The sequence below is a fragment of the Serratia sp. CY74737 genome, assembly GCF_052166775.1.
GTDB classification, from domain to species: Bacteria; Pseudomonadota; Gammaproteobacteria; order Enterobacterales; family Enterobacteriaceae; genus Serratia; species Serratia ureilytica.
Genome location: NZ_JBJNOF010000006.1, coordinates 188,166 through 213,736, shown reverse-complemented (window position 1 = coordinate 213,736; position 25,571 = coordinate 188,166). Strand labels below are relative to the sequence as shown.

At 61.0% G+C, this 25,571-nt stretch carries 28 protein-coding genes and 1 other RNA gene; 21 read left to right on the top strand and 8 right to left on the bottom strand.

Annotated elements, in window-relative coordinates; translation table 11 throughout:
• Window positions 1-168: 168 nt before the first annotated feature.
• The gene (gene rlmG / locus ACJ8PE_RS10460; RefSeq protein WP_033651272.1) at window positions 169-1,308 is read right to left on the bottom strand and encodes a 23S rRNA (guanine(1835)-N(2))-methyltransferase RlmG; all 1,140 of its coding nucleotides are present in this window, start codon (window positions 1,306-1,308) and stop codon (window positions 169-171) included.
• A 149-nt stretch (window positions 1,309-1,457) separates the two neighbouring features.
• On the opposite strand from rlmG, the gene ACJ8PE_RS10455 reads away from it, so the two are divergent.
• The 5 genes from ACJ8PE_RS10455 (at window position 1,458) to sstT (ending at window position 6,448) form a co-directional block, all read left to right on the top strand.
• A complete protein-coding gene (locus ACJ8PE_RS10455; RefSeq protein ID WP_033632026.1) occupies window positions 1,458-1,964 on the top strand; it encodes a M48 metallopeptidase family protein in 507 nt (168 codons plus the stop codon).
• Between the two features lie 50 nt (window positions 1,965-2,014).
• Window positions 2,015-2,995: a Gfo/Idh/MocA family protein gene (locus ACJ8PE_RS10450; RefSeq protein WP_442536758.1), complete on the top strand. Its 981-nt coding sequence runs from the start codon at window positions 2,015-2,017 to the stop codon at window positions 2,993-2,995.
• Window position 2,996: 1 nt separating this feature from the next.
• Complete coding sequence (locus ACJ8PE_RS10445) at window positions 2,997-3,728, top strand: glutamine amidotransferase (protein ID WP_197792718.1); 732 nt, start codon at window positions 2,997-2,999, stop codon at window positions 3,726-3,728.
• Window positions 3,729-3,980: 252 nt separating this feature from the next.
• Complete coding sequence (locus tag ACJ8PE_RS10440) at window positions 3,981-4,949, top strand: TerC family protein (RefSeq protein WP_442536757.1); 969 nt, start codon at window positions 3,981-3,983, stop codon at window positions 4,947-4,949.
• A gap of 263 nt (window positions 4,950-5,212) precedes the next feature.
• The gene (sstT, locus tag ACJ8PE_RS10435) at window positions 5,213-6,448 is read left to right on the top strand and encodes a serine/threonine transporter SstT (RefSeq protein ID WP_028128305.1); all 1,236 of its coding nucleotides are present in this window, start codon (window positions 5,213-5,215) and stop codon (window positions 6,446-6,448) included.
• A gap of 52 nt (window positions 6,449-6,500) precedes the next feature.
• Here the strand turns inward: sstT and ACJ8PE_RS10430 are convergent, their stop codons facing one another.
• Both ACJ8PE_RS10430 and uxaC read right to left on the bottom strand, forming a co-directional pair.
• Window positions 6,501-7,988, bottom strand: a complete 1,488-nt coding sequence (locus ACJ8PE_RS10430; protein ID WP_197759909.1) for a UxaA family hydrolase — start codon at window positions 7,986-7,988, stop codon at window positions 6,501-6,503.
• 20 nt (window positions 7,989-8,008) lie between these two features.
• Window positions 8,009-9,421: a glucuronate isomerase gene (gene uxaC / locus ACJ8PE_RS10425; RefSeq protein WP_047026549.1), complete on the bottom strand. Its 1,413-nt coding sequence runs from the start codon at window positions 9,419-9,421 to the stop codon at window positions 8,009-8,011.
• 284 nt (window positions 9,422-9,705) lie between these two features.
• Here uxaC and ACJ8PE_RS10420 point away from each other — a divergent pair, with 284 nt between their 5' ends.
• The 11 genes from ACJ8PE_RS10420 to ACJ8PE_RS10370 all read left to right on the top strand — a co-directional run bounded on the left by ACJ8PE_RS10420 (window position 9,706) and on the right by ACJ8PE_RS10370 (window position 17,238).
• Window positions 9,706-11,004 carry an MFS transporter gene (locus ACJ8PE_RS10420; protein ID WP_072626935.1) on the top strand — a complete coding sequence of 433 codons (1,299 nt, stop codon included), beginning with the start codon at window positions 9,706-9,708 and terminating at the stop codon, window positions 11,002-11,004.
• A 118-nt stretch (window positions 11,005-11,122) separates the two neighbouring features.
• Window positions 11,123-11,899: a transcriptional regulator ExuR gene (gene exuR, locus ACJ8PE_RS10415; RefSeq protein ID WP_197759908.1), complete on the top strand. Its 777-nt coding sequence runs from the start codon at window positions 11,123-11,125 to the stop codon at window positions 11,897-11,899.
• Between the two features lie 186 nt (window positions 11,900-12,085).
• On the top strand, window positions 12,086-12,532 hold the full coding sequence (locus ACJ8PE_RS10410; RefSeq protein ID WP_033644524.1) for a hypothetical protein: 447 nt from the start codon (window positions 12,086-12,088) through the stop codon (window positions 12,530-12,532).
• Between the two features lie 136 nt (window positions 12,533-12,668).
• Complete coding sequence (locus tag ACJ8PE_RS10405; protein ID WP_033644523.1) at window positions 12,669-13,349, top strand: DedA family protein; 681 nt, start codon at window positions 12,669-12,671, stop codon at window positions 13,347-13,349.
• Entirely contained in the window at window positions 13,346-13,720 is a 375-nt protein-coding gene (mzrA, locus tag ACJ8PE_RS10400) for an EnvZ/OmpR regulon moderator MzrA (protein WP_071845111.1), read from the top strand. Before ACJ8PE_RS10405 ends, mzrA begins: the two co-directional genes overlap by 4 nt.
• Before the next feature lie 240 nt (window positions 13,721-13,960).
• On the top strand, window positions 13,961-14,332 hold the full coding sequence (locus tag ACJ8PE_RS10395; RefSeq protein WP_033644521.1) for a DUF1090 domain-containing protein: 372 nt from the start codon (window positions 13,961-13,963) through the stop codon (window positions 14,330-14,332).
• A 164-nt stretch (window positions 14,333-14,496) separates the two neighbouring features.
• Window positions 14,497-14,802 carry a DUF883 family protein gene (locus ACJ8PE_RS10390; RefSeq protein WP_004937125.1) on the top strand — a complete coding sequence of 102 codons (306 nt, stop codon included), beginning with the start codon at window positions 14,497-14,499 and terminating at the stop codon, window positions 14,800-14,802.
• Between the two features lie 2 nt (window positions 14,803-14,804).
• Window positions 14,805-15,206 carry a phage holin family protein gene (locus ACJ8PE_RS10385; protein WP_015379160.1) on the top strand — a complete coding sequence of 134 codons (402 nt, stop codon included), beginning with the start codon at window positions 14,805-14,807 and terminating at the stop codon, window positions 15,204-15,206.
• The gene (locus ACJ8PE_RS10380) at window positions 15,203-15,490 is read left to right on the top strand and encodes a YqjK-like family protein (RefSeq protein ID WP_033644520.1); all 288 of its coding nucleotides are present in this window, start codon (window positions 15,203-15,205) and stop codon (window positions 15,488-15,490) included. The genes ACJ8PE_RS10385 and ACJ8PE_RS10380 overlap by 4 nt, the downstream gene beginning before the upstream one ends.
• A gap of 295 nt (window positions 15,491-15,785) precedes the next feature.
• Window positions 15,786-16,181, top strand: coding sequence for a DoxX family protein (locus ACJ8PE_RS10375; RefSeq protein WP_033644519.1), 396 nt, complete (start codon window positions 15,786-15,788; stop codon window positions 16,179-16,181).
• A gap of 70 nt (window positions 16,182-16,251) precedes the next feature.
• Window positions 16,252-17,238, top strand: a complete 987-nt coding sequence (locus ACJ8PE_RS10370) for a glutathione S-transferase family protein (RefSeq protein WP_141972430.1) — start codon at window positions 16,252-16,254, stop codon at window positions 17,236-17,238.
• 51 nt (window positions 17,239-17,289) lie between these two features.
• Here the strand turns inward: ACJ8PE_RS10370 and ACJ8PE_RS10365 are convergent, their stop codons facing one another.
• Window positions 17,290-18,186, bottom strand: coding sequence for a LysR family transcriptional regulator (locus tag ACJ8PE_RS10365; RefSeq protein ID WP_004937113.1), 897 nt, complete (start codon window positions 18,184-18,186; stop codon window positions 17,290-17,292).
• A 107-nt stretch (window positions 18,187-18,293) separates the two neighbouring features.
• Between ACJ8PE_RS10365 and ACJ8PE_RS10360 the strand changes: the two genes are divergently transcribed.
• Entirely contained in the window at window positions 18,294-18,995 is a 702-nt protein-coding gene (locus tag ACJ8PE_RS10360; RefSeq protein WP_197759906.1) for a pirin family protein, read from the top strand.
• Window positions 18,996-19,052: 57 nt separating this feature from the next.
• Here the strand turns inward: ACJ8PE_RS10360 and rnpB are convergent.
• Window positions 19,053-19,430, bottom strand: an RNA gene (gene rnpB, locus ACJ8PE_RS10355) — RNase P RNA component class A.
• Between the two features lie 41 nt (window positions 19,431-19,471).
• Complete coding sequence (gene rsmI, locus ACJ8PE_RS10350; RefSeq protein WP_004937108.1) at window positions 19,472-20,335, bottom strand: 16S rRNA (cytidine(1402)-2'-O)-methyltransferase; 864 nt, start codon at window positions 20,333-20,335, stop codon at window positions 19,472-19,474.
• A 62-nt stretch (window positions 20,336-20,397) separates the two neighbouring features.
• Here rsmI and ACJ8PE_RS10345 point away from each other — a divergent pair, with 62 nt between their 5' ends.
• From ACJ8PE_RS10345 to dolP, 4 genes are read left to right on the top strand one after another with little or no spacing between them, the layout of a single operon-like run.
• Window positions 20,398-22,437: a penicillin-binding protein activator gene (locus tag ACJ8PE_RS10345; protein WP_197759905.1), complete on the top strand. Its 2,040-nt coding sequence runs from the start codon at window positions 20,398-20,400 to the stop codon at window positions 22,435-22,437.
• A complete protein-coding gene (locus ACJ8PE_RS10340) occupies window positions 22,434-22,787 on the top strand; it encodes a YraN family protein (protein WP_089192279.1) in 354 nt (117 codons plus the stop codon). Before ACJ8PE_RS10345 ends, ACJ8PE_RS10340 begins: the two co-directional genes overlap by 4 nt.
• Before the next feature lie 51 nt (window positions 22,788-22,838).
• Window positions 22,839-23,429, top strand: a complete 591-nt coding sequence (gene diaA, locus ACJ8PE_RS10335; protein ID WP_004937103.1) for a DnaA initiator-associating protein DiaA — start codon at window positions 22,839-22,841, stop codon at window positions 23,427-23,429.
• A gap of 9 nt (window positions 23,430-23,438) precedes the next feature.
• Complete coding sequence (dolP, locus tag ACJ8PE_RS10330) at window positions 23,439-24,014, top strand: division/outer membrane stress-associated lipid-binding lipoprotein (protein WP_021505102.1); 576 nt, start codon at window positions 23,439-23,441, stop codon at window positions 24,012-24,014.
• A gap of 39 nt (window positions 24,015-24,053) precedes the next feature.
• On the opposite strand, the gene mtgA is transcribed toward dolP, so the two are convergent.
• Entirely contained in the window at window positions 24,054-24,785 is a 732-nt protein-coding gene (gene mtgA, locus ACJ8PE_RS10325; protein WP_197759904.1) for a monofunctional biosynthetic peptidoglycan transglycosylase, read from the bottom strand.
• Window positions 24,782-25,435, bottom strand: coding sequence for an isoprenoid biosynthesis glyoxalase ElbB (elbB, locus tag ACJ8PE_RS10320; RefSeq protein WP_033644510.1), 654 nt, complete (start codon window positions 25,433-25,435; stop codon window positions 24,782-24,784). Before elbB ends, mtgA begins: the two co-directional genes overlap by 4 nt.
• Window positions 25,436-25,571 lie beyond the last annotated feature (136 nt).

Sequence of the window (25,571 nt, the reverse complement as noted above, 5' to 3'; positions counted from 1 at the left end):
TTGATGACAAACCTCATCCCCATGCCGGGTTGGCAGAGAGCAGCGAATAGAAAACAAGGAAAATCAATTTATTGATTTTCGGCTGATAACCACAAAGGGGGAAAAACCACGCTTTTTCCCCCTTTGTCTACAGCCTGAGGGGCGTATCGCGCCCCTTGTTATTGATTCTCAGCGACGCGCGCCGGATTTCACCGCTCTCAAGATCACGAACTTCTTGTTCGAGGCCACCAGCGTGCAGTTGCCGAACAGACGTTTGAGCTTCTGATGGTAGTCGAGGTGACGGTTGCCGACGATGCGCAGTTCACCGCCCACTTGCAGGCAGCGCTTGGCGTCGCAGAACATCTGCCAGGCGGTGTGATCGGTAATGGCGTGTTGCTGGTGGAACGGCGGGTTGCACAGCACCGCCTGCACGCTTTCGCGCTCGATGCCCGCCAGCGCGTTGTTCACCTCAAACTGGCAGCGGTCCAGCTCTTGCGGCAGGTTGTGCTCCACGTTCAGCTCGCTGGAGGCCACCGCCATGTAGGATTCATCGACGAAAGTCACCTGCGCGTCCGGATTCTGCGCCAGCGCCGTCAGGCCAATCACGCCGTTGCCGCAGCCCAGATCGACGATATGGCCGTTCAGGCCGCGCGGCAGATGCTCCAGGAACAGGCGCGCGCCAATATCCAGGCTGCCGCGCGAGAAGACGTTGGCGTGGTTGTGGATCAGCCAATCGGTGCCGTCCAGCGTCCAGTTGGTGGTTTCCGCCGCCGCCGGCGGGACGATGTCCGCCGCCTGGCAGAAGATCAGGCGCGCCTTCTTCCACGCCAGGCTGGTGCGCGTTGGGCCCAGCACCTTTTCAAACAGCTGCATCGTCGAGGTGTGCACGTCGCGCGCTTTGGCGCCGGCGACGATCAGCGTGTCTTCGGTCACGACGTGGCGCAGCGCGCGCAGCTGCTGTTCCAGCAGCGCCAGCGCTTTCGGCACGCGAATCAGCACCACCGCCGGCGCCGCCGGCAGCTCGGCCAGACTGTCCAACAGCGTTACCTGCTCAGGATCCAGACCGTTGAGCTTGAGGTTGTGACGCGTCGCCAGCTGGCTCATGTACGAGTCGCTGACGCTGTAAGGACGATGCGCGTGCAGCGCACAGGCCAGGGTGCCGAAGTTATCGTTGAAAATCAGCACCGGGCGGCCGCCGATATCTACGTTTTCAAGCTGTTGCAGCAGATATTCGTCCGCCGCTTCCCACGCCTGCAGCTGGGTGGATTCTTCCTGTTGGGGATAACGCTCCAGCTCAAGTTGCTGTGTTCCCAGATCGAGTTGGCTCATTGCCCCTCCTGACTGATAAAATTTGGGCTGTTTATCCCCTAAAAACGCCCGTCAGTAAAATGTTTTTTCGGATAAATTGCGTATGTCAGGATTTGAGCGAAAAAACAGCATAGAATGACCGGCTGAATGGCCGTTGATACGGAACAAGAATGTCTGAATTGACCTACCTGCAAGGCTACCCGGCGCATCTGCAAAGCCAGGTGCAGCAATTGATCCACCAGAACCGGCTGGGAGACGTGCTGCTGCAGCGCTATCCGCAGGTGCACGACTGCACCACCGACAAGTCGCTGTATCAGTTTACCGTCGATCTGAAAAACCAGTATCTGCGCAACGCCCAGCCGCTGAGCAAGGTAGCCTACGACAGCAAGATCCACGTCATGAAGCACGCGCTGGGCCTGCACACCGCCATCTCTCGCGTGCAGGGCGGCAAGCTGAAGGCCAAGGCGGAAATTCGCGTGGCGACGGTGTTCAAGGTCGCGCCCGAACCGTTCCTGCGCATGATCGTGGTGCATGAGCTGGCTCACCTGAAAGAGAAAGATCACAACAAGGCGTTCTACAGCCTGTGTTGCCATATGGAACCGGATTACCACCAGTTGGAGTTCGATACCCGGCTGTATCTGACGCACCTTTCGCTGTTCGGCGAGCTGTATGCATAGCGAATGAGGGCGTGATAATCTGCGGTTTTAAGCCTGGACCGGAGCTCGCCATGATTCGCTTTGCCGTCGTCGGCACCAACTGGATTACGGAACGTTTTATTGATGCCGCCCATGAAAGCGGCAAACTCAAGCTGAGCGCCGTGTATTCACGCTCGCTGGAACAGGCGCAGGCGTTTGGCGCCAACTATCAGGTCACGCAGTTTTTCGACTCTCTCGAGGCGATGGCCCAGTCCGACGCCATAGACGCGGTGTATATCGCCAGCCCCAATTCCCTGCACTGCCCGCAATCGCTGCTGTTCCTGCGCCATAAAAAGCACGTGATCTGCGAAAAACCGCTGGCCTCCAACCAGCGCGAAGCGGAACAGCTGGCGGCCTGCGCGCGGGAAAATCAGGTGGTGCTGTTCGAAGCGTTCAAAAGCGCCTATCTGCCGAATTTTCTGGCGCTGCAGCAGGCATTGCCGAAAGTCGGCCGGCTGCGCAAAGCCTGCATCAACTATTGCCAATACTCTTCGCGCTACCCGCGCTACCTGGCCGGCGAGAACCCCAACACGTTTAACCCGCAGTTCTCCAACGGCTCCATCATGGATATCGGCTACTACTGCCTGGCCAGCGCGGTGGCGCTGTTCGGCGCGCCGCAGTCGGTGCTCGCCAGCGCCACGCTGCTGGAGACCGGCGTGGACGCCCACGGCACCGTCTGCCTGAACTACGGCGATTTCGACGTCACGCTTTCCCATTCCAAGGTCAGCGACTCGGCGATCCCGAGCGAGCTCCAGGGAGAGGAAGGCACGCTGATTATCGACAAGATTTCCGAGTGCCAGGGCGTGGCCCTGACGCCGCGCGGCGGCAACCGCCAAGATCTGAGCCAGCCGCAGCACATCAACACCATGCTGTATGAAGCGCTGGCCTTCGCCGAGTTGGTTGAGAAACGTCAGGTGGAACATCCGGGACTGGAGAATTCGCTGATCGTCGCCCGCCTGCTGACCGATATCCGCCGCCAGACCGGCGTCGTCTTCCCCGCCGACGGAGAATGAGATGAAACCGCTGCTCGTGATGCAAACCGGCGACGCGCCGCAGGCCATTCGTCAGGAATTGGCCAACTTTGATGGCATGTTCCTGCAACAGGGCAACATCGACGCCGAACGCGCGCACATCGTGCATCTGCCCGCCGGCGAGCGGCCGTTGCCGCCGGCCGCCTATTGCGGCGTGGTCATCACCGGCTCGCCGGCGATGGTGACCGAACGGCTGCCGTGGAGCGAGGCGGCGGCCGAGTGGCTGCGCCAGGCGATGGCGATCAAACTGCCGCTGTTCGGCGTCTGCTACGGCCACCAGCTGTTGGCCTACGCGCTCGGCGGCGAAGTGGGCTACCACCCGCAGGGCATGGAGGTGGGCACGCTGGAGATCGAACTGCTGCCCGCCGCGGCCGAAGACCGGCGGCTCACCCTGCTGCCGCCGCGCTTTAAAGCCAACCTGATCCACTCGCAGAGCGTGCTGACGCCGCCCGCCGGCGCGCAGACGCTGGCGCGTTCGCAGCAGGACGCGCACCAGATCCTGCGCTATGGCGATCATGCCCTGACCACCCAGTTCCACCCGGAATTCAACGGCGCGGTGATGAGCCAGTATCTGCAGTGGCTCGGCGAGCTGCATCCCGAGCAGCAGGCCCGCTATCAGCAGCAACAACAACAGGTTAGCAACACGCCGTTCAGCCGCCTGCTGCTGCAGGGATTCGTCGTCAGCCTGGGCGCGCAAAAAGCGTTGGCCGGCTAACGCGATTCACGTTGACCGCCGACACATTTTGCATTACTTTCTGCTCTGCAAAGGGGAGTAACTTCATTGCCGGTCAATCGTCATTACGATGCGCAAGCATCCGGTTACCGGGCAACCTGATGTCAAAGGTGTAACCACCTTCATCAACGTTGTAAGTGAGACCTTGCCGGAAGGCGAGGTTTGCTTGCAGCGTTCACAGAGCGGCTGGCGTCTTCCGACGTTGGCCGTTTTTGTTTTTGAAGGATACCTCTGATGATGAATTCCGTTGGCACACCGTGGTTGTGGGGCAGCTTCGCCGCCGTCATAGTCGTGATGCTCGCAATCGATCTCCTGTTGCAGGGCCGTAAAGGCGCGCACACCATGTCTATGAAGCAGGCCGCCAGCTGGTCGCTGGTGTGGGTCAGCCTCTCCCTGCTGTTCAATTTCGGTTTCTGGTACTACCTGAATGAAACCGCCGGGCGCGCCGTCGCCGATACCCAGGCGCTGGCCTTCCTCACCGGCTACCTGATCGAAAAAGCGCTGGCGTTGGATAACGTGTTCGTCTGGCTGATGCTGTTCAGCTACTTCGCCGTGCCGGCCAACCTGCAGCGGCGGGTGCTGATCTACGGCGTGCTGGGGGCGATCGTGCTGCGTACCATCATGATCTTCGCCGGCAGTTGGCTGGTCAGCCAGTTCCAGTGGCTGCTGTACCTGTTCGGCGCTTTCCTGCTGTTCACCGGTATCAAGATGGCGCTGGCGAAGGAAGATGACTCGGCGATCGGCGACAAGCCGCTGGTGAAATGGCTGCGCAGCCGCCTGCGCATGACCGACAGCCTGGAAGGCGAGCGTTTCTTCGTGCGCCGCAACGGCATCCTGTTCGCCACCCCGCTGGTGCTGGTGCTGATCCTGGTGGAACTGAGCGACGTGATTTTCGCGGTGGACAGCATTCCGGCGATCTTCGCCGTGACCACCGATCCGTTCATCGTGCTGACCTCTAACCTGTTCGCCATCATGGGCCTGCGCGCCATGTACTTCCTGCTGGCCAACGTGGCGGAACGGTTCTCGATGCTGAAATACGGCCTGTCGGTGATCCTGGTGTTTATCGGTATCAAGATGCTGATAATCGACTTCTTCCACATCCCGATCGGTATCTCGCTCGGCGTGGTGGCGGGCATCCTGACGCTCACCTTGCTGATCAACGCCTGGGTCAATCGCCGCAACGATCGCCTGGCGAAGAAATAACCATAATCTGTTATCCGGGGCGCTAGCCGCCCCGCGATTGTTTGGCAATTCCCCCAAAACGCCAAACGTTATTGCGATCACACAAATGTAACCAGTATGTTATCAAGTGTTGATCCGCGCTCAGAATTTCACCCTCGCCTCTTTCCAACATCATTCGATTGCTGAATACTGATTCGGCAAACACACTTAGTTACAGAATCATATAAAGCTGCCCGGCGTCGTTCCCGCCGCGGCGGCCAGATAACATCAGGAAGAGAAGCACTATGCAAAAACTACTACAAAGGATGACTCAGGGCAGCCTGGTTAAACAAATCATGGTCGGCCTGGTGGCCGGCATTCTGGTGGCGCTGGTTTCGCCGGCGGCCGCGGCGGCCGTCGGCCTGCTCGGCACCCTGTTCGTCGGCGCGCTGAAGGCGGTAGCGCCACTGCTGGTGCTGATACTGGTGATGGCCTCGATCGCCAACCATAAACAGGGGCAGAAAACCAACATTCGCCCCATCCTGTTCCTCTATCTGCTGGGCACCTTCGCTGCGGCGCTGGTGGCGGTCGTCGTCAGCTTTATCTTCCCTTCCACGCTGGCGCTGACCACCGGCGCAACCGACATCACCCCGCCAGGCGGCATCGTGGACGTGATGAAGGGCCTGTTGATGAGCGTGGTGGCCAACCCGTTCCATGCGCTGATTAACGCCAACTACATCGGCATTCTGGCGTGGGCCGTCGGGCTGGGGCTGGCGCTGCGCCACGCTTCCGAAACCACCAAGGGGCTGATCAACGACATGTCCCATGCGGTCACGCTGGTGGTGCGCGCGGTGATCCGCTGTGCGCCGCTCGGCATCTTCGGCCTGGTGGCCTCCACGCTGGCGGAAACCGGCTTCGGCGCGCTGTGGGGCTATGCGCAACTGCTGATGGTGTTAATCGGCTGTATGCTGCTGGTAGCGCTGGTGCTCAACCCGCTGATCGTGTACTGGAAGATCCGCCGCAACCCGTATCCGCTGGTGTTCGCCTGCCTGCGCGAGAGCGGCGTGACCGCCTTCTTCACCCGCAGCTCCGCCGCCAACATCCCGGTGAACATGGAGCTGTGCAAAAAGCTGAATCTGAATGAGGACACCTACTCGGTTTCCATCCCGCTGGGCGCCACCATCAACATGGCCGGCGCGGCGATCACCATCACCGTGCTGACGCTGGCGGCGGTAAACACGCTGGGCATCGCGGTGGACGTCCCGACCGCCCTGCTGCTGAGCGTGGTGGCCGCCCTGTGCGCCTGCGGCGCCTCCGGCGTGGCCGGCGGCTCGCTGCTGCTGATCCCGCTGGCGTGCAACATGTTCGGCATTCCGAACGACGTGGCGATGCAGGTGGTAGCGGTCGGCTTTATCATCGGCGTGCTGCAGGATTCGGCGGAAACCGCCCTCAACTCCTCCACCGACGTGCTGTTCACCGCCGCCGCCTGCCAGGCGGAAGACCAGCGGCTGGCGAACGAAGACCCGCTGAAGGTGCGTTAATCGCGCGTTGCTTCATAAAAAGGCGCTCCCTCGAGCGCCTTTTTTGTCAGCTTTACAGCGTCACCCCGCTTTTAAAGATCGCCAGCTCGCGAAAGTCGTTGGTTTCATTACGCGCCGGACGCCCGTTGGCAATCTCGACAATCAGATCGATGAAACGGCTGAGCAACGTCTCCATCGCCACGCCGTGAACCAGGCTGCCGGCGTCAAAATCGATCCAGTGCGGTTTCTTCGCCGCCAGCTCGCTGTTGGTCGCCAGCTTCACCGTCGGCACAAAGCCGCCGTACGGCGTACCGCGCCCGGTGCTGAACAGCACCATATGACAGCCGGCGCCGGCCAGCGCGCTGGTCGCCACCGCGTCGTTGCCCGGCGCGCTGAGCAGATTCAGCCCCGGCACGCGCAGCCGCTCGCCGTATTTCAGCACGTCCACCACCTGGCTTAGCCCCGCCTTTTGGGTGCAGCCAAGCGACTTCTCCTCCAGCGTGGTGATGCCGCCGGCCTTGTTGCCCGGCGACGGATTCTCATAAATCGGCTGCTGATGGGCGATGAAATAGCGTTTGAAATCGTTGATCATGTCGACGGTTTTATCGAAGGTTTCTCCATCGCGGCAGCGGCTCATCAGAATGCGCTCGGCGCCGAACATCTCCGGCACTTCGGTCAGCACCGTGGTGCCGCCGTTGGCGATCGCATAGTCGGAAAAGCGCCCCAGCAGCGGGTTGGCGGTAATGCCCGACAGCCCGTCCGAACCGCCGCATTCCAGGCCGAACTTCAGCTCGCTCAGGCGGCCCGGCTCGCGGCGATCGTGGCGCATCTCCCGATACAGCTCGTGCAACAGCGCCAGCCCGGCCTCCACTTCGTCGTCCTGCTGTTGGCACACCATAAAGCGCAGCCGCCGCTCGTCCCCTATCCCCAGCGTGGCGCGAAAGGCATCCACCTGATTGTTCTCGCAACCCAGCCCGATCACCAGCACCGCGCCGGCGTTGGGATGGCGCGCCAGGTTTTGCAGCATGATGCGGGTGTTGGCATGATCCTGCCCCAGCTGCGAGCAGCCGAACGGGTGGCTGAACAGATGCACGCCGTCGATCCCGTCCGCCTGTGTTTGCTGCAAAAAGCGCTGCTGGATCTGGCGAGCGATACCGTTGACGCAGCCGACGGTCGGCACGATCCACAGCTCGTTGCGGATCCCCACTTCGCCGTTGGCCCGGCGGTACAGCTGCACCTCGCGATCCGCCGCCTGCGGCGGCAGCGTCGGGAACTGCGGCTGGTAACGGTAGCTGTCCAGATCGCTCAGGTTGGTTTTGACGTTTTGCGAATGAATATGCTCCCCAGGCGCAATGGCCGCGAGCGCATGGCCGATCGGCTGGCCATATTTGATGATGTCTTCACCCTCGGCGATCGTGCCGAGCGCAAATTTATGCCCACGCGCCACCGGCTGCGCCAGTTTGACGACCGCGCCTTCCAGCTCAACGCGCTCTCCGGCAGCCAGATCGCGCAGCGCCACCGCCACGTTATCCTGCTCGTGAATCTTTATCGTACTTTGCATAAACCGGTCCCGGATAACGGCTACGCCAGTTCAATGGCGAAATAGTTTTTGGCGTTGTCGAAGCAGATGTTTTTCACCATCTCGCCCAGCAGCGCGATATCCGCCGGCGCTTCGCCGTCCGCCACCCAGCGGCCGATCATCTGGCAAAGGATGCGGCGGAAGTATTCATGGCGCGTATAAGACAAGAAGCTGCGGCTGTCGGTCAGCATGCCGACGAAGCGGCTCAGCAGCCCGAGCTGGGCCAACTGCGTCATTTGGCGCTGCATGCCGTCCTTCTGATCGTTGAACCACCAACCGGAGCCGAACTGCATCTTGCCCGGCGTGCCTTCCCCCTGAAAATTGCCGATCATGGTGCCGATCACTTCGTTATCGCGCGGATTGAGGCAATAGAGAATGGTTTTCGGCAGACCGCCCTGCCGCGCCTGAGCATCCAGCAGCCGCGACAGCGGTTCCGCCAGCGGCCGGTCGTTGATCGAGTCGAAGCCGATATCCGGCCCGACGGCGGCCAACATGCGGCTGTTGTTATTGCGCAGCGCGCCGATGTGATACTGCTGTACCCAGCCGCGACGCCGGTATTCGCCGGCCAAAAACAGCAGCACCGCGCTTTTGAACTGGGCGCTCTGTTCCGGCGTCGGCAGCTCGCCGTTCAGGCGGCGCAGCAGGATCGCATCCAGCGCCGCTTCATCGGCCTCGCCGAACACCACCACGTCCAGCGCATGATCGGCCACCTTGCAGCCGTGGGCGGCAAAGTGATCCATGCGCTTGTACAGGGCGTCGCACAGCGCGCTAAAGCGGCCGATGGCGGTGTCCGCCGCCGCCTCCAGCTGCTGCAGATAGTCGTTGAAGCCGGGCGCATCGATGGTGAAAGCCTTGTCCGGCCGCCAGCTCGGCAGCACTTTGATAGCGAAACTGCGATCGTCGGCGATCGCCCGATGATGACGCAGATCGTCGATCGGATCGTCGGTGGTGCCGACCATTTTCACGTTCATTTGCTGCATGATGCCGCGCGCGCGAAACGCATCCTGCGCCAGCAGCGCATTGCCGCGCTGCCAGATTTCATCCGCCGTGGCCGGCGACAACAGCATATCCGTGATGCCGAACGGGCGGCGCAGCTCCAGATGCGTCCAGTGATAGAGCGGGTTGCCGATGGTGTGCGGCACCGTGGCGGCCCAGGCGTCGAATTTCTCGCGATCGCCCGCATCGCCGGTGCATAACCGCTCCGCCACGCCGTTGGTGCGCATCGCCCGCCATTTGTAGTGATCGCCCCGCAGCCAGATATCGTACAGGTTGCTGAAGCGGGTATTCTCCGCGATCTGCTGCGGCGGCAAATGGCAGTGGTAATCGAAAATCGGCTGCTGCGCCGCGTAGTCGTGATACAAGCGCCGGGCAAATTCACTGTCCAGCAGGAAATCTTCGCTTAAAAACGTCGCCATCTCGGGCTCCTTACTTGCCGTGCGGCACGGGGTTCGAATCACAAAAGTTATCACACCAATTTTCACTAGCGTCCAGCAAATTTTTCCCGAGGCCTGCCGTTCATCCTCTCTCCACGCCCTTTTTCGCTCAATTTACCAGCAAAAATGCCCTGTTTCACCGGCCACAGTATCACTCAGGCGAATAATTCCTTTTGTGATATCACTCAACTTTTAAACCTGTATGACAGGTTATTGTCTCGCCAGCCGCATCGACGGCCACACCTTCAAACGGGGAGACACTTCGGATGCGTAAAATTAAAGGGTTACGCTGGTACATGATCGGACTGGTGACCATCGGCACCGTGCTGGGTTATCTGACCCGCAACGCCATCGCCGTGGCGGCGCCGACGCTGGAAGATACGCTGCACATCACCACCCAACAGTATTCCTATATCGTCGCCGCCTACTCCGCGTGCTACACCGTGATGCAACCGGTGGCGGGCTACGTGCTGGACGTGCTGGGCACCAAGGTCGGCTACGCCATGTTCGCCATTCTGTGGGCGCTGTTCTGCATGGGCACCGCGTTGGCCAACAGTTGGGGCGGGCTGGCGTTGGCGCGCGGCGCGGTCGGCATGGCGGAAGCGGCGATGATCCCCGCCGGGTTGAAGGCCAGCAGCGAATGGTTTCCGGCCAAAGAACGTTCGATCGCCGTCGGCTATTTCAACGTGGGCTCGTCGATCGGCGGCATGATCGCCCCGCCGCTGGTGGTATGGGCCATCGTCGCGCACAGCTGGGAGATGGCATTCATCATCACCGGCGTGCTGAGCCTGATCTGGGCCATCTGCTGGCTGCTGTTCTACAAACACCCGAAAGATCAGAAGAAACTGAGCCAGGAAGAACGCCGTTACATCCTCGAAGGCCAGGAAGCGCAGCACCAGACCTCTAACGCCAAAAAGATGTCCGCCTGGCAGATCGTGCGCAACCGCCAGTTCTGGGGCATCGCGCTGCCGCGCTTTCTGGCGGAGCCGGCGTGGGGCACCTTCAACGCCTGGATCCCGCTGTTCATGTTCAAGGCCTACGGTTTTAACCTGAAAGAGATCGCCATGTTCGCCTGGATGCCGATGCTGTTCGCCGATCTCGGCTGCATCGTCGGCGGTTATCTGCCGCCGCTGTTCCAGAAGTATTTCAAGGTCAACCTGATCGTCTCGCGCAAGCTGGTGGTGACGATGGGAGCGGTGTTGATGATCGGCCCCGGCATGATCGGCCTGTTCACCAGCCCTTACGCGGCTATCGCGCTGCTGTGCGTCGGCGGCTTCGCCCATCAGGCGCTGTCCGGCGCGTTGATCACCCTCTCTTCCGACGTGTTCGGCCGCAATGAGGTGGCGACCGCCAACGGGCTGACCGGCATGGCGGCCTGGACCGCCAGCACGCTGTTCGCCCTGGTGGTCGGCGCCCTGGCAGACACCCTCGGCTTCAGCCCGCTGTTCGCCGCGCTGTCGGTCTTCGACATTCTCGGCGCCATCGTCATCTGGACGGTGCTGCAAAACCGCCCGGCCGCCGACCCGCAGCCGGCCGCGCTGCAGCCCACCCCGGCGCGCAGCTGATCCCCCGCCCGGCCGCTGCGCCGGGCCCCTTGCTCCTCTGGCAGCGGTGCCGAATAAGTGGTATAACAAATCCGATGGCCACGCGCCCCTTCCCACCGCACCGTATAGAGCATTCACTATGGAATTCACTGAAACCAGACGCCTGTATCAGCAACTGGCCGCCGAGCTGAAGCAACGCATCGAAAGCGGCCGTTACCCGGTAGGCGACAAGCTGCCGGCCGAGCGATACATCGCCGAAGAGATGAATGTCAGCCGCACCGTGGTGCGCGAGGCGATCATCATGCTGGAAGTGGAAGGCTATGTGGACGTGCGCAAGGGATCCGGGATCCACGTGGTGTCCAACCAGCAAAAGCACCTGGTGGTGCCGGGCGACAGCATCGAGTTCGCCACCGCCGGCCCGTTTGAGCTGCTGCAGGCGCGCCAGCTGATAGAAAGCAACATCGCCGAATTCGCCGCCACCCAGGTGACCAAGCAGGATATCGTGCAACTGATGGAGATCCAGGAGCACGCCCGCAAAGAAGACCGTTTCCGCGACTCGCAGTGGGATCTGAAGTTCCACGTGCAGGTGGCGCTGGCCACCCAGAACACCGCCATGGCCACCATCGTGGAAAAAATGTGGGTGCAGCGGGTCAACAACCCTTACTGGAAGAAACTGCACGAGCATATCGACGAACGCTCGATCGCCAGCTGGTGCGACGATCACGATCAGATCCTCAAGGCGCTGATGCGCAAAGATCCTTACGCCGCCAAACTGGCCATGTGGCAGCACCTGGAGAACACCAAGCAGATGCTGTTCAACGCCACCAGCGACGACTTCGAATACAACGCCGACCGCTATCTGTTCGCCGAGAACCCGGTGGTGCACCTGGACGGCTTGAGTCACGAGCCGAAATAGCCACGGCGGTCAAAAACCGTCGGCTTATGTCAGGTAATGTAAAATCCGCTGAATCGATGCCGGAACCGCCGTTTGCCGTGTACTATTTCACCGTCGGCAACGTAGATTTCCCTGTTGCCAATCGTGCTATTTTGGTAGAGTTAGCCCACTTTTTTACCCATTGCTGCGGGGGCGGGACGCGAATAAATGCGCTGGTTGTTTGCCATGCTGATTGCTCTTTTCTGCTGGACCGGTTCGGTCTCCGGCCAACAGCTATGCGTGGCGTCATCCAAGCCCACCCCCAGCGCGCTGAGCAGCCTGCCGCTGCTGGCGGAGCCGGCGCTTTCCCCCTATGATCATGTGTATCGGGCACCGGCCGAAGCGCGCCGCAAAGCGCCCGGCAAGTTGCCGCTGCTCCTGCCCAGAGCGTACTCTTTCCCCGGTTCGCTGCTCGCGTCCTCCCTGCCGGCGCCGGTCTATACCCTGGCCGCAGAGCCGGGCTACCGAATTCGTTTCCCCCGCCAGGACACCCCGGCCCCCAACCGGCTTGCCCAGGTCGACTGGATGCTGGACGCCTCCAGGCAACAAAGTCGGCAGGCCGGCTGGAAAGAAAGCAACATGCAGTACCGTGGCACGCTGACTTACCACCTATGACCGGTGTCGCACCGCTTAGAAACCTTAAAGCAACGCCGTTTCATCGTTATCAGCATTCAGGATCGCCGCGCGCTTTCAGCCCACGCCCGCTCCGCCGCTGAGATAAAAATAAACAATGACGTTTTAGGAACACCGGATGGACATCATTAAAGAACTGATACATGCCTTATGGCAGCAGGATTTTGAGACGCTGGCGAACCCTTCGTTGGTGTGGACCCTCTACATCCTGCTGTTCATGATCCTGTTTTTGGAAAACGGCCTGCTGCCGGCCGCTTTTCTGCCGGGCGACAGCCTGCTGATCCTGGTCGGCGTGCTGATCGCCAAAGGCACCATGGGCTTCCCATTGACCATCGTTATCCTGACCGTCGCCGCCAGCCTGGGGTGCTGGGTCAGTTACATACAGGGCCGATGGCTCGGCAATACGCGAACGGTGCAAGGCTGGCTTTCGCATCTGCCGGCCCACTACCATCAGCGTGCGCATAACCTGTTCCACCGCCACGGCCTTTCCGCCCTGTTGGTCGGCCGCTTCCTGGCCTTCGTGCGCACCCTGCTGCCAACCATCGCCGGCCTGTCCGGCCTGAGCAACGCACGCTTCCAGTTCTTCAACTGGATGAGCGGCCTGCTGTGGGTCTTGATCCTGACGACGCTGGGCTTCGCCCTCGGAAAAACCCCGGTGTTCCGCAAGTATGAAGATCAGCTGATGTTCTGCCTGATGATGTTGCCGCTGGTGTTACTGGTGGTCGGCTTGGTCGGCTCGCTGATCGTGCTGTGGCGCAAGAAACGCGCCAGCGGCCAGAACCCGGGGAAAGGGGCGTGACAGCAAAGCGCCCGCGCTGGCAATACGTCCTGATGATCGCGCTCGCCCTGCTGGCGCTGGCGACGCTGTTGGTGCCCTGCATGGTGCGCACCGAGAGCGAGCTGCGCATTCGCGCCAGCCAGCAAGGGCTGTCGCTGCCCGACGGTTTTTATGTCTACCAGCGCCTGGATGAGCGCGGTATCCGCATCAAAAGCATCACGCCGGAAGGCGATGGCTTGGTTATCCGTCTGGATTCGCCGGAGCAGCAGTTGCTGGCGCGCGAAGCGCTGCAAACCATCCTGCCTCCCGGTTACCACATCGCGCTGAGCGAATCTCCCGTGCCAACGCACTGGGTGCGCGAATTTGCGCGCTCCCCACTCAATCTGGGATAATCCCCTTCAAATGAAGGGGATTCCTTTCATTGCCGTTATCTTCATTTTCACTCGCATCATTTAGCTCAAAAAACAATCAGTCGCACCGAATTTCGGCTGATTCTTTGGGGGCGCGCCGGTTTCATGGCTATGCTGAAGGATAACTTCAGCCGGCGATGAACGCCCTCCTCTCGCGCTGCCGCCTCCGGCAGTCAGGAAAGCGGATGCCTGTTCAGGCATCCCATGAAAAGGAACTGAGAAATGAAATTTCGCCACTCACTGTTACTGCTGCTGCCACTCTGCGCGCTGCCGACGCTGTCCTCGGCCGCTGAGGGCGGCTGCGCCGCCAAAGCGCAAAATATCCAGCAGCAAATCGACTACGCGACTCAGCACGGCAACACCCACCGCGTGGATGGGCTGAAAAAAGCGCTGAGCGAAGTGCAGACCCACTGCACCGAAGCCGGCCTGCAGGCCGAACGCCAGAAAAATATCGCAGAGAAACAGCGCAAGGTGGACGAGCGCCGGGAAGAGCTGAAAGAAGCGCAACAAACCGGCAAGCTGGACAAGGTCGCCAAGAAGCAGCAAAAGCTGGCCGAAGCGCAGGCTGAATTGAAACGCGCTCAGGCGGAATAATTTTTTTACACCAGCGGATTTATCGATGAGAGCCCCATCACACGGGATTTCTTAAGCATATGGAATTGATGTCTGGTGTTATCTGCTGGTCATCACCCCTTTGCTCCGGCGAAAAAATCCGCTATGTTAAAAGTCTGTCGAAATAAACGTTAAGGAATAATCACATGGCACATGATTCAAATGCAGAAAACTTACGCGCTGAACTGAAGTCCTTAGCCGATACGCTGGAGGAAGTGCTGAACTCCTCCACCGACAAGCCGAAAGCCGAGCTGGAGAAGCTGCGCTCGAAGGCGGAGGGCGCGCTGAAAGAGACTCGCGCTCGCCTGAGCGACGCCGGTGACAAGCTGGCTTCGCAAACCAAACAGATCGCCGGCCAGGCCGACGACTATGTGCGCGACAACCCGTGGACCGGCATCGGTATCGGCGCGGCGGTCGGCGTGGTGTTGGGCGTGCTGCTCGCGCGTCGTTAATCATGGCTGAACAACCGCAAGTGCGCGCGCAGGGCCCCGCTAAAGGGGTCCTGGATATCGGTCAGCGCATCATCACGATCCTGGTCGGCATGGTGGAAACCCGTGTCCGGCTGGCGGTAGTCGAGCTGGAAGAGGAGAAAGCCAACCTCATTCAGCTGCTGATCATGGCCGGCATGACGCTGCTGTTCACCGCCTTCGGTTTGATGAGCCTGCTGATCCTGATCTTCTGGGCCATCGATCCGGTCTACCGGCTGGTGGCGCTGGGCGCAACAACCGGCGTGCTGCTGTTCCTGGCCGTGGTCGGCACCATCTGGACGCTGGTCAAGGCCCGTCGCACCACGCTGCTGGGCGCCACGCGCAAGCAACTGGAGCTCGATCGCGCCGAACTGGAGCGAGAGCCATGAGCCGCCGCCGCTATCTGGAATGGAAAAAAGAGAGGCTGATTCGGCAGATCCAGCAACAGCGTCTGGATCTGGCCGAAAACAAGTCCCTGTGGCTGGAAAAGACCGAACGCATCGACCGCGGCTGGCAAACGGTGTTTGGCCTGCGCCGCTATCTGGTGCTCGGTTCCAGCGTCATGGCGCTGTACGGCATCCGCCATCCCAGCAAGATGATCCGCTGGTCGCGTCGCGCTTTCGGCGCCTGGAGCGCTATCCGTCTGTTTAAAAAGACGTTTTCCGCCAAGTAAGCCGCTTGGTCTTTCCTTCAAACCTCCTGTTGCTCTGCCCGCATTTTCTCCCTTGATACAACGCGTCCAACCCCGGGGCCGGGCAACCTGCTGATCGGCGGCATTTTATTAGCACGCTAAAGATTCAGATTTTTTGAAAAATTACGACAGTTTTACTTGCTAACAACCTGAGCACTTCCCGCTTAACATTCACTCCATCAATACGATACGAGCCGGACAGGGCGAACGTCCTGATATACCGCTCGTTGACATGGCTTCCGCCGAACAGGCATACAAAAACACTTTGGAGTAGATGATGAAAAAATTAGAAGATACAGGTTTGTTGGTTGCTCGTATTCTGATGCCAATCCTGTTTATCGTGGCAGGCTACGGCAAAATGGGTGACGCCTACGCCGGTACCCAACAGTACATGCAATCGATGGGCGTGCCTGGCTTCTTGCTGCCGCTGACCATCCTGCTGGAATTTGGCGGCGGTCTGGCGATCCTGTTCGGTTTCCTGACCCGCACCGTGGCGCTGTTCACCGCCGGTTTCACCATCCTGACCGCGCTGCTGTTCCACACTGATTTTGCGAACGAAGTAAACCAGCTGATGTTCATGAAAAACCTGACCATCGCCGGCGGCTTCATCGTGTTGGCGGTCGCAGGCCCGGGCGGCTTCAGCATCGACCGCCTTCTGAACAAGAAATGGTAATCTAAACTGTCATTCAGGGCCCGGCATGCCGGGCCCTGTCGTTTTTCACTCGGACACCAAGGAGATTCCCATGGGACAACTCGTCGATGGCGTTTGGCAAGACATCTGGTATGACACGAAATCTACCGGCGGCCGTTTCAAACGTTCAACCGCTCAGTTTCGCAATTGGGTGACCGCCGACGGTCAGCCGGGCGAACACGGCGCGGGCGGCTTCCAGGCCGAAGCGGGCCGTTATCACCTGTACGTTTCTCTCGCCTGCCCCTGGGCGCATCGCACGCTGCTGATGCGCAAACTGAAAGGGCTGGAGCAGATCATTCCGGTCTCGGTGGTGCACCCGCTGATGCTGGAAAACGGCTGGACCTTCGGCCAGGATTTTCCTGAAACCACCGGCGATCCGCTGTATCACGCCGACTTCCTGTACCAGATCTACCTGCGGGCCGATCCGCACTACAGCGGGCGCGTGACCGTACCGGTGCTGTGGGATAAACAGCGGCAAACCATCGTCAGCAACGAGTCCGCCGACATCATCCGCATGTTCAACAGCGCGTTTGACGGCGTCGGCGCTCGGGCAGGCGACTACTACCCGACCGCGCTGCGCGGCAAGATCGATGAGCTTAACGGTTGGATTTACGATCAAGTGAACAACGGCGTGTACAAGGCCGGTTTTGCCACCAGCCAGGAAGCCTATGACGAAGCGGTCAACGGGGTATTCAACGCGCTGGAACGCCTGGAGCAGATCCTGGGGCAGCATCGTTACCTGACCGGCGATCGGCTGACCGAAGCCGATCTGCGTCTGTGGACCACGCTGGTGCGTTTCGATCCGGTGTACGTCACCCACTTCAAGTGCGACAAACACCGCATCAGCGACTACCTCAATCTGTACGGCTTCCTGCGCGACATCTACCAGATGCCGGGCATCGCCGAGACGGTCAGCCTGCCGCACATTCGCAACCACTACTACCGCAGCCACGCCACCATCAACCCGCACGGCATCATTTCCATCGGGCCGGCGCAGGATCTGGACGAGCCACACGGCCGCGACCAGCGCTTCGGTTAAGGCGAAAAAAATCCCCTTGCCGCCCGGCAAGGGGATCTCATCCAACCGACGTTAACGCTGCGCGAACAGGCGCGGAATTTCGCGCAGGAACCAGGCTTTCGCCTCCCCCATGCTGTCGCGCCGCCAGGCCATGATGATATCGGCTTCGCGGCTGTATTCCGGCCCGACCACGCGCAGCCGCCCGGCTTCGATATCTTTCTCCACCATCGGATACGGCATGGTCGCCACTCCTAACCCGGCCAGCAGCGCCAGACGCTTGTCTTCGATGGTGCTCACCGTCAGACGCTGCTGCTTATCCAGCAGCTGCACGGTCAACACCGGGCGCTCGCGGGCGGTATCCGCCACCGCGATGCCGCGGTATTTCACGCGGGTCACCTCGGACAGCGGCTCCGGCTCCTGGTGGATAGGATGATCCGGCGCGGCGACGTAAACGCTCATCACCTTATACAGTTTGCGGGTGTTGATCTCCGACGACGCGCGAAAATGCATGTCCGGCGCGATCACGATGTCGGCGCGCCCCTGCTCCAGCCGCTCCCAGGCGCCCGCCAGCACCTCGGTGAAAATCGACACCTGGGTGTTGGCCTTCAGCGCCAGCTTGTCCACCAGCGGGAACAGCAGGCTCGGCGGCGACAGCGCTTCGCTGACGATGGTCAGGTGAGTTTCCCAACCGCGCGCCAGCGCCTCGGCGTCGGTGGTCAGCTTGTCGGCCGCTTCCAGCAGCACCCGCCCGCGTTCCAGCAACATGCGCCCCACATTGGTGAACTTGGTGCGGTGGCCCGAACGGTCGAACAGCACCACGTCCAATTCTTCTTCCAATTTTTGCATGGTGTAGCTGAGTGCCGACGGCACCCGGCCCAATTCGTCGGCGGCCGCGGCGAAGCTGCCGCGCCGGTCGATTGCATCCATCACCCTTAGTGCCTCAAGCGTGAGCGCCCGATCTCTGGCCATCGCATCCCTCTGTCAGGAAATTTGAATATGCCGACCAGATTAACTGGCTAACAATCCGACGTCCAGATGCTTACCATTTGGATAATGAATTTAGAGAGCCGATTGCCATGATTACATGCAGAACAGCACAACAATGCGGGCAAGCTGACTTTGGTTGGCTGCAGGCTCGCTACACCTTTTCCTTTGGTCACTACTTCGATCCCAAACTGATGGGCTACGCGTCGCTGCGGGTGTTGAATCAGGAGGTGCTGGCGCCGGGCGCGTCGTTCCAGCCGCGCACCTATCCCAACGTGGATATCCTGAACCTGATCCTGCAGGGCGAGGCGGAATACCGCGACAGCGACGGCAACACCACGCGCGTTAAAGCCGGCGAAGCGTTGCTGTTGGCCACCCACCCGGGCCTGAGCTACAGCGAGCAGAACGTCAGCAGCGATACGCCGCTCACCCGCCTGCAGCTGTGGCTGGACGCCTGCCCGGAACGTAACAACGAGCGGGTGCAGCGCCTGACGCTGCCGGCGGCAGGCAATCTGCTGCTGGCCTCGCCGGACGGCGCGCAGGGCAGCCTGCAGCTGCGCCAGCAGGTTTGGATCCACCATCTCGATCTGCAGCCGGGCGAAGAACAAACGCTGACGATTAACGGGCCACGCGCCTATTTGCAGTCGATTCACGGCACCATCGCCGCCACCGGCGAGCGCCACGAGGAACAACGCCTGACCTGCGGCGACGGCGCCTTCGTGCGCGAGGAGAATCGCCTGACGATCCGCGCCGAGACGCCGCTGCGCGCACTGCTGATTGACCTGCCGGTGTAAACCGGCCGGTAAACGAAAAACCCCGCGCAACTGACGTTGCGCGGGGTTTTCTTTTGTCGAGGGAGTTGACCGGTAAGCCGGGTTCTGTCGTGGACAGTCATTCCTCTAGGCCAGCAATCGCTCACTGGCTCAAGCAGCCTACCCGGGTTCAGTACGGGCCGTACCATGTGAACCCCTATTTGGCCTTGCTCCGGGTGGAGTTTACCGTGCCACGAACTGTTGCCAGCCGCGCGGTGCGCTCTTACCGCACCCTTTCACCCTTACCTGATCCCGCTTGCGCGGGCCATCGGCGGTTTGCTCTCTGTTGCACTAGTCGTAGGCTTGCGCCTCCCAGGCGTTACCTGGCACCCTGCCCTATGGAGCCCGGACTTTCCTCCCCTCCATCTGTCTCCCCGAAGAGGACGGCAATGAAGCGGCGACTGTCTGGTCAACTCCGGCGCGGATAGTAGCGTCGCGGCGGCGGCAGGTCAACCGCTTTACGGCTGTTGTTGCTCCAGCGCGTGCTTATACAGCGCATTTTTCTTCACGCCGTGGATTTCCGCCGCCAGCGCCGCCGCCTTTTTCAACGGCAACTCTTTTTGCAGCAGCGCCAGCGTGCGCAGCGCCTCAAGCGGCAGCGCATCCTCCTGCGCCTTGTGGCCTTCGACGATCAGCACCATTTCGCCGCGGCGGCGCACTTCATCTTCCTGCACCCACGCCAGCAGCTCACCCACCGGCGCGCCGTGGATGGATTCCCAGGTTTTGGTCAGCTCGCGCGCCAGCACGACATAACGCTGCGGGCCCCAAACGGTGACCATGTCCTGCAGACTTTCCAACAGGCGGTGAGTGGATTCGTAGAAAATCAGCGTGCGCGGTTCCTCCGCCAGCGCCATCAGCGTATCCTTGCGCCCCTTGGTTTTCGCCGGCAGAAAACCTTCGTAGCAGAAACGGTCGGAAGCGACGCCCGCGGCGCACAGCGCGGTAGTGGCGGCGCAGGCGCCCGGCAGCGGCACCACGCGAATGCCGGCCTCGCGGCAGCGGCGCACCAGGTGATAACCGGGATCGTTGATCAGCGGCGTGCCGGCGTCGGAAACCAGCGCGATGCTCTGGCCTTCCTGCAGTTTCGCCAGCAGCTGATCGGCCTTTTGCTGTTCGTTGTGGTCGTGCAGCGCGAACAGACGCGCGTTGATCGCGAAGTGTTGCAGCAGCAATCCGGTATGGCGCGTGTCTTCCGCCGCGATCAGATCAACGCTTTTCAGTACCTCTAACGCGCGGTGGGTAATATCGCCCAGATTGCCGATTGGGGTGGGCACCACATACAGCGTTGATGCAGAAATGACTGATTGTTGGTGTTGATTCATTGTTTCATCCGGGTTGCCGATTTAATATTGAGCATCTTGAAAAAAACATCACTGGATACAGTATGCTTTCCTCAACATTCGTTCGTACCAAAGCAGGGCGTTCCAAGCCTGTCCGACTTACCGCAGTCATCGCGGCCGCCCTTTTCCTGGCAGGCTGTCCGAGTCGGGCCCCGCAAACGCCGCCCGCCAATATACAGGACGAAGCGAGCGCCAGCTCCGATTACTACCTGCAGCAGTTGCAGCAAAGCAGCGATGATAACAAGGCTGACTGGCAATTACTTGCTATTCGCGCCTTGCTGCGTGAAGGAAAACTGCCGCAGGCCGGCGACCAGTTGAATCAGCTGCCGAAAAACCTCAGCGGCGCACAGCAGACCGAACGCCAGTTGCTGACCGCCGAACTGCAGATCGCCAACAAGAGCTACGTCAGCGCCCGCAGCACGCTGGGCCACCTGGACAGCGGTGCGCTGTCGCCGAATCAAAAGGTGCGCTACTACCAGGCGCAGATCGCCGCCAATCAGGGCAAAGCATCGCTGCCGCTGATCCGCGCCTATATCGCTCAGGAGCCGTTGCTGACCGGCAAGGCGCACCAGGACAATCTGGATCAAACCTGGCAGGCCCTGCTGCAGCTGACGCCGCAGGAGATGAACAGCCTGGTGATCAACGCCGACGAGAACGTGCTGCAAGGCTGGCTGGATCTGCTGCGCGTCTATCAGGACAACAAGCAGGATCCCGATCTGCTGAAGGCCGGCATCAAAGACTGGCAGAACCGTTATCCGAAGAACCCGGCGGCCAAAACGCTGCCGGCTCGCCTGAACCAGGTGCTGAACTTCACCCAGGCCTCCACCTCGAAAATCGCCCTGTTGCTGCCGTTGAACGGCCAGGCGAAAGTGTTCGCCGACGCCATCCAGCAAGGGTTCGAAGCGGCGAAAAACGGCGGTTCCCTGCCGGCGCCGCAGCCTCAAGCCGCGCAACCGGCCGGCACGCCGGCCCAAACGGCGCCGGCCGATCAGGCCGCTGCCGGTGACATCAACGCCAACGGCGCGGTCAGCCCTTCGGCGCAAGAGAGCCAGCCGGCCGTGACCGCCGCGCAACCCGCTGCGCCGTCCAGCGCGCCGATAACGCCGCTGCAGGCCGCTAATGCGCAGGTCAAAGTGTACGACACCACCAGCCAGCCGCTGGCCGCCTTGCTGAGCCAGGCGCAGCAGGATGGCGCCACTCTGGTGGTCGGGCCGCTGCTGAAAGAGAACGTCGATCAGCTGTCCGCCAGCACCACCACGCTGAACGTGCTGGCGCTCAACCAGCCCGAAACGCCGAAGGACAATCTGAACATCTGTTACTTCGCCCTGTCGCCGGAAGATGAAGCGCGCGACGCCGCCCGCCACATCTGGGAACAACAGAAACGTCAACCGCTGCTGCTGGTGCCGCGCGGCGCCTTCGGCGATCGCGTCGCCAAGGCCTTTAACCAGGAATGGCAGAAGCAAGGCGGGCAAACCGTGCTGCGTCAGGACATCGGCTCCGCCGGTGAACTGCGCCAGATGGTGAACAGCGGCGGCATCCGCATGACCGGCACGCCGATGTCGAGCGCCCCGGCGCCGCAGAGCGTAACCATCGCCGGGCTGACCATTCCGGCGCCGCCGAGCGACGTGCCCGCCGCTACCGGCGGCAGCGTCGACGCGGTGTATATCGTCGCTACCCAGTCCCAACTGACGCTGATCAAACCGATGATCGACATGGCCACCAGCTCGCGCGGCAAACCGGCGATGTACGCCAGCTCGCGCAGCTACCAGGCCGGCGCCGGCCCGGACTTCCGTCTGGAAATGGAAGGTCTGCAGTTCAGCGATATCCCTCTGCTGGCGGGCTCAAACCCTCAGTTGTTGCAGCAGGCCAGCGCGCGTTTCCGCAACGATTACTCGCTGGTGCGCCTGTATGCGATGGGGATGGATGCCTGGACATTGGCCAACCACTTTGCTGAAATGCGCCAGCTGCCGGGCTTCCAGGTTTCCGGCACCACCGGCACGCTGAGCGCGTCGCCGAACTGCGTGATCAACCGCAAGCTGCCTTGGCTGCAATATCGTCAGGGTACGGTCGTGCCGGTCTCTTGAACCCACGCGCCGCCGGGGCGGGCTATGAGTTACTGGCCCGCCGTCATCTGGAACGCGCCGGGCTCACCTTCTGCGCCGCCAACGTTGCGGTGCGCGGCGGCGAGCTCGACCTCATCATGCGCGACGGCGCCACCTGGGTGTTCGTCGAAGTGCGCTACCGCCGCAACGACGCCTTCGGCGGCGCGGCCGCCAGCGTTACCTCTCGCAAACAACAGCGGTTGCTGCACGCCGCCGCCGTCTGGCTGGCGGGGCGCGGCGCCAGTTTTGACACATCATCTTGCCGTTTTGATGTTTTGGCCATTACCGGTAGCCAGTTAGAATGGATACCCAACGCCTTCAATGCGGATTAATTGGGGTTTTGCGGCGCAGACCGGCCCTTTGACTTAGTGGATTAATACAACGTGCTGGATAGAATTAAAGTCTGTTTTACCGAAAGCATCCAAACCCAGATCGCGGCGGCGGAAGCACTGCCGGATGCCATTTCCCGCGCTGCGATGACGCTGGTTCAATCCTTACTCAACGGCAACAAAATCCTGTGCTGCGGCAACGGCACTTCGGCCGCCAACGCACAGCACTTCGCCGCCAGCATGATCAACCGTTTTGAAACCGAGCGCCCCAGCCTGCCGGCCATCGCCCTCAACGCCGACAACGTGGTGCTGACCGCGATCAGCAACGATCGCCTGCACGACGAAGTGTACGCCAAGCAGGTGCGCGCGCTCGGGCACACCGGCGACGTGCTGCTGGCGATTTCCACCCGCGGCAACAGCCGTGATATTGTGAAAGCGGTCGAAGCGGCCGTGACCCGCGATATGACCATCGTCGCGCTCACCGGCTACGACGGCGGTGAGCTGGCCGGGTTGCTCGGCCAACAGGATGTCGAGATCCGCATCCCGTCGCACCGCAGTTCGCGCATTCAGGAAATGCATATGCTGACCGTAAACTGCCTGTGCGACCTGATAGACAATACGTTATTCCCCCACCAGGACGATTAAGGAACTGAGATGAAGCTAAAAGCCACATTTGCAGTGCTGTCCAGCGCCCTGCTGTTGCAAGGCTGTATCGCCGGCGTCGTCGTCGGCAGTGCAGCCGTCGCCACCAAAACCGCCACCGACCCGCGTAGCGTAGGGACCCAGGTGGATGACGGCACGCTGGAAGCCAGGGTAGAAAGCGCCCTGAGCAAAGACCAGCAGTTGAAGAAAGAGGCCCGGGTGGTCGCCACCGCCTATCAGGGCAAGGTGCTGTTGACCGGCCAGTCGCCTAACGCCGATCTCACCGCGCGCGCCAAGCAGATCGCCATGGGCGTGGAAGGCACGACCGAAGTGTATAACGAAATTCGCCAGGGCACGCCGGTCAGCCTGAGCACCGCGTCCTCCGACACCTGGATCACCACCAAAGTGCGTTCGCAGCTGTTGACCAGCGATACGGTGAAATCGTCCAACGTGAAAGTCACCACCGAAAACGGCGAAGTGTTCTTGCTGGGCCTGGTCACTCAGCAGGAAGGGCAGTCGGCGGCGCAGATCGCCAGCCAGGTCAGCGGCGTGAAGCACGTCACCACCGCCTTTACCTATGTGAAATAATCCGCCTGGCGGGAGCGGCGCCGTGCCGTTCCCGCCCGTTTAATCCAGCTTGTTCTCTTTCAGGAAACCTTCCCCACCCAACTGGCGCATCTGGCGCATAATCCACTGTTGACGCTGCACCACATAACCGGACGGCGCATCGGCCCTGAAGCGGTGCGGATTCGGCAATACCGCCGCCAGCAGCGCCGCTTCGGCCGCGGTCAGGCGCTTGGCCGGCTTATGGAAAAAGCGCTGTGAAGCCTCTTCCACGCCGAACACCCCATCGCCGAACTCCACGATGTTCAGATACACCGTCAGAATGCGTCGCTTGGTCCACACCAGCTCGATGCCCGACGTCAGCCCGGCCTCCAGCCCTTTGCGCAGCCAGCTGCGGCCATCCCACAGAAACAGATTCTTGGCGGTTTGCTGCGACAGCGTGGACGCGCCGCGGATGCGCGTCGGGCGCTTCTCGTTGTGGCTGAGCGCCTTTTCAATGGCCGCCACATCGAAGCCCCAATGGTCTGGAAACTTCTGATCTTCCGCCGCCATCACCGCCAGCGCCATCTGCGGCGAAATGTCGTCCATCGACACCCAGTCCGAATGAGCGACGTAGCCGAAGTCGCCGCTCAGCCAGGCGCCGATCTGCCGCTCCACCATCACGGCGGAAAACGGCACCGGCAGGAAGGCGAAGGCCACAATGCCCAACACCCACAGGCCGATAATCGCGATGACGCCGCGTTTCAGCCAATACCACGGACGCAGCCGCCGCCATCCGCCGACCGATTTGCTCATTCAGCCAGTTCCAGCACCCGCGCCACCAGTTTATCGATGCCGACGGCCGCCTGCGCGATCGACGGCGCCAGCATATAGGCTGGCGTGGTCACGATTTTGTGCTCGCTGTCCACCACGATGTCGTCCACCGGGCAAATCACCGGCTCGCCGCCCATGGCGTCAATCACTTCTCCCAGGTCGGGATCGTTGCCAATGGTCAGCCGCGCTTGTTGATCGAGCAGCTTCGGCAACAGCGCCGGTGCGATGCACATCAGGCCAATTGGTTTGTTGGCCTTATGCATCTCGCGCGTCAGACGCGCCAACGCTTCATCGACCCAACATTCCGCGCCGGCCTCGGCGAAATTGCTGAGATTCTTGGCGGCGCCAAAGCCGCCGGGCACAATCAGCGCATCCAGCTGCGCGGCCTCAGCCAGCGCCAACGGCTGCACTGCGCCGCGGGCAATGCGCGCCGATTCAATCAGGACGTTGCGCGATTCCGCCATCTCCTCACCAGATAAGTGATTAATAACATGGCGTTGCGGTTTATCAGGCGCAAAACACACCGCCTGCGCGCCTGCACGGTCCAGCGCCAGCAGCGTCAGCACCGCTTCGTGGATCTCCGTACCGTCATAAACGCCGCTGCCGCTGAGGACTACACCCACCTTTTTCATCACTCTTCCTCCTGTCGCTGCTGTCAACTGGTTCGTGCTCGGAGTTGACAAACACTAATCTACATCACACATTTTAATGAATCTTCTAACAAGAGCGCTTACATTTGCTATGTTGTTGGCTGTATGATGTTTAGGA

Bases quoted from the DNA above. Each gene is read 5' to 3' on its own strand.
- ACJ8PE_RS10380 (WP_033644520.1), top strand. From the start codon at position 15,203: ATGAGCCGCCGCCGCTATCTGGAATGGAAAAAAGAGAGGCTGATTCGG.
- mtgA (WP_197759904.1), bottom strand. From the start codon at position 24,785: ATGAGCAAATCGGTCGGCGGATGGCGGCGGCTGCGTCCGTGGTATTGG.
- ACJ8PE_RS10430 (WP_197759909.1), bottom strand. From the start codon at position 7,988: ATGCAAAGTACGATAAAGATTCACGAGCAGGATAACGTGGCGGTGGCG.
- ACJ8PE_RS10455 (WP_033632026.1), top strand. From the start codon at position 1,458: ATGTCTGAATTGACCTACCTGCAAGGCTACCCGGCGCATCTGCAAAGC.
- ACJ8PE_RS10445 (WP_197792718.1), top strand. From the start codon at position 2,997: ATGAAACCGCTGCTCGTGATGCAAACCGGCGACGCGCCGCAGGCCATT.
- ACJ8PE_RS10450 (WP_442536758.1), top strand. From the start codon at position 2,015: ATGATTCGCTTTGCCGTCGTCGGCACCAACTGGATTACGGAACGTTTT.
- dolP (WP_021505102.1), top strand. From the start codon at position 23,439: ATGAAGCTAAAAGCCACATTTGCAGTGCTGTCCAGCGCCCTGCTGTTG.
- rlmG (WP_033651272.1), bottom strand. From the start codon at position 1,308: ATGAGCCAACTCGATCTGGGAACACAGCAACTTGAGCTGGAGCGTTAT.
- uxaC (WP_047026549.1), bottom strand. From the start codon at position 9,421: ATGGCGACGTTTTTAAGCGAAGATTTCCTGCTGGACAGTGAATTTGCC.
- ACJ8PE_RS10375 (WP_033644519.1), top strand. From the start codon at position 15,786: ATGAAAAAATTAGAAGATACAGGTTTGTTGGTTGCTCGTATTCTGATG.
- elbB (WP_033644510.1), bottom strand. From the start codon at position 25,435: ATGAAAAAGGTGGGTGTAGTCCTCAGCGGCAGCGGCGTTTATGACGGT.
- ACJ8PE_RS10410 (WP_033644524.1), top strand. From the start codon at position 12,086: ATGCGCTGGTTGTTTGCCATGCTGATTGCTCTTTTCTGCTGGACCGGT.
- ACJ8PE_RS10385 (WP_015379160.1), top strand. From the start codon at position 14,805: ATGGCTGAACAACCGCAAGTGCGCGCGCAGGGCCCCGCTAAAGGGGTC.
- ACJ8PE_RS10370 (WP_141972430.1), top strand. From the start codon at position 16,252: ATGGGACAACTCGTCGATGGCGTTTGGCAAGACATCTGGTATGACACG.
- ACJ8PE_RS10345 (WP_197759905.1), top strand. From the start codon at position 20,398: ATGCTTTCCTCAACATTCGTTCGTACCAAAGCAGGGCGTTCCAAGCCT.
- ACJ8PE_RS10360 (WP_197759906.1), top strand. From the start codon at position 18,294: ATGATTACATGCAGAACAGCACAACAATGCGGGCAAGCTGACTTTGGT.
- ACJ8PE_RS10365 (WP_004937113.1), bottom strand. From the start codon at position 18,186: ATGGCCAGAGATCGGGCGCTCACGCTTGAGGCACTAAGGGTGATGGAT.
- ACJ8PE_RS10405 (WP_033644523.1), top strand. From the start codon at position 12,669: ATGGACATCATTAAAGAACTGATACATGCCTTATGGCAGCAGGATTTT.
- sstT (WP_028128305.1), top strand. From the start codon at position 5,213: ATGCAAAAACTACTACAAAGGATGACTCAGGGCAGCCTGGTTAAACAA.
- ACJ8PE_RS10440 (WP_442536757.1), top strand. From the start codon at position 3,981: ATGATGAATTCCGTTGGCACACCGTGGTTGTGGGGCAGCTTCGCCGCC.
- rsmI (WP_004937108.1), bottom strand. From the start codon at position 20,335: ATGAATCAACACCAACAATCAGTCATTTCTGCATCAACGCTGTATGTG.
- ACJ8PE_RS10420 (WP_072626935.1), top strand. From the start codon at position 9,706: ATGCGTAAAATTAAAGGGTTACGCTGGTACATGATCGGACTGGTGACC.
- exuR (WP_197759908.1), top strand. From the start codon at position 11,123: ATGGAATTCACTGAAACCAGACGCCTGTATCAGCAACTGGCCGCCGAG.
- ACJ8PE_RS10395 (WP_033644521.1), top strand. From the start codon at position 13,961: ATGAAATTTCGCCACTCACTGTTACTGCTGCTGCCACTCTGCGCGCTG.
- ACJ8PE_RS10390 (WP_004937125.1), top strand. From the start codon at position 14,497: ATGGCACATGATTCAAATGCAGAAAACTTACGCGCTGAACTGAAGTCC.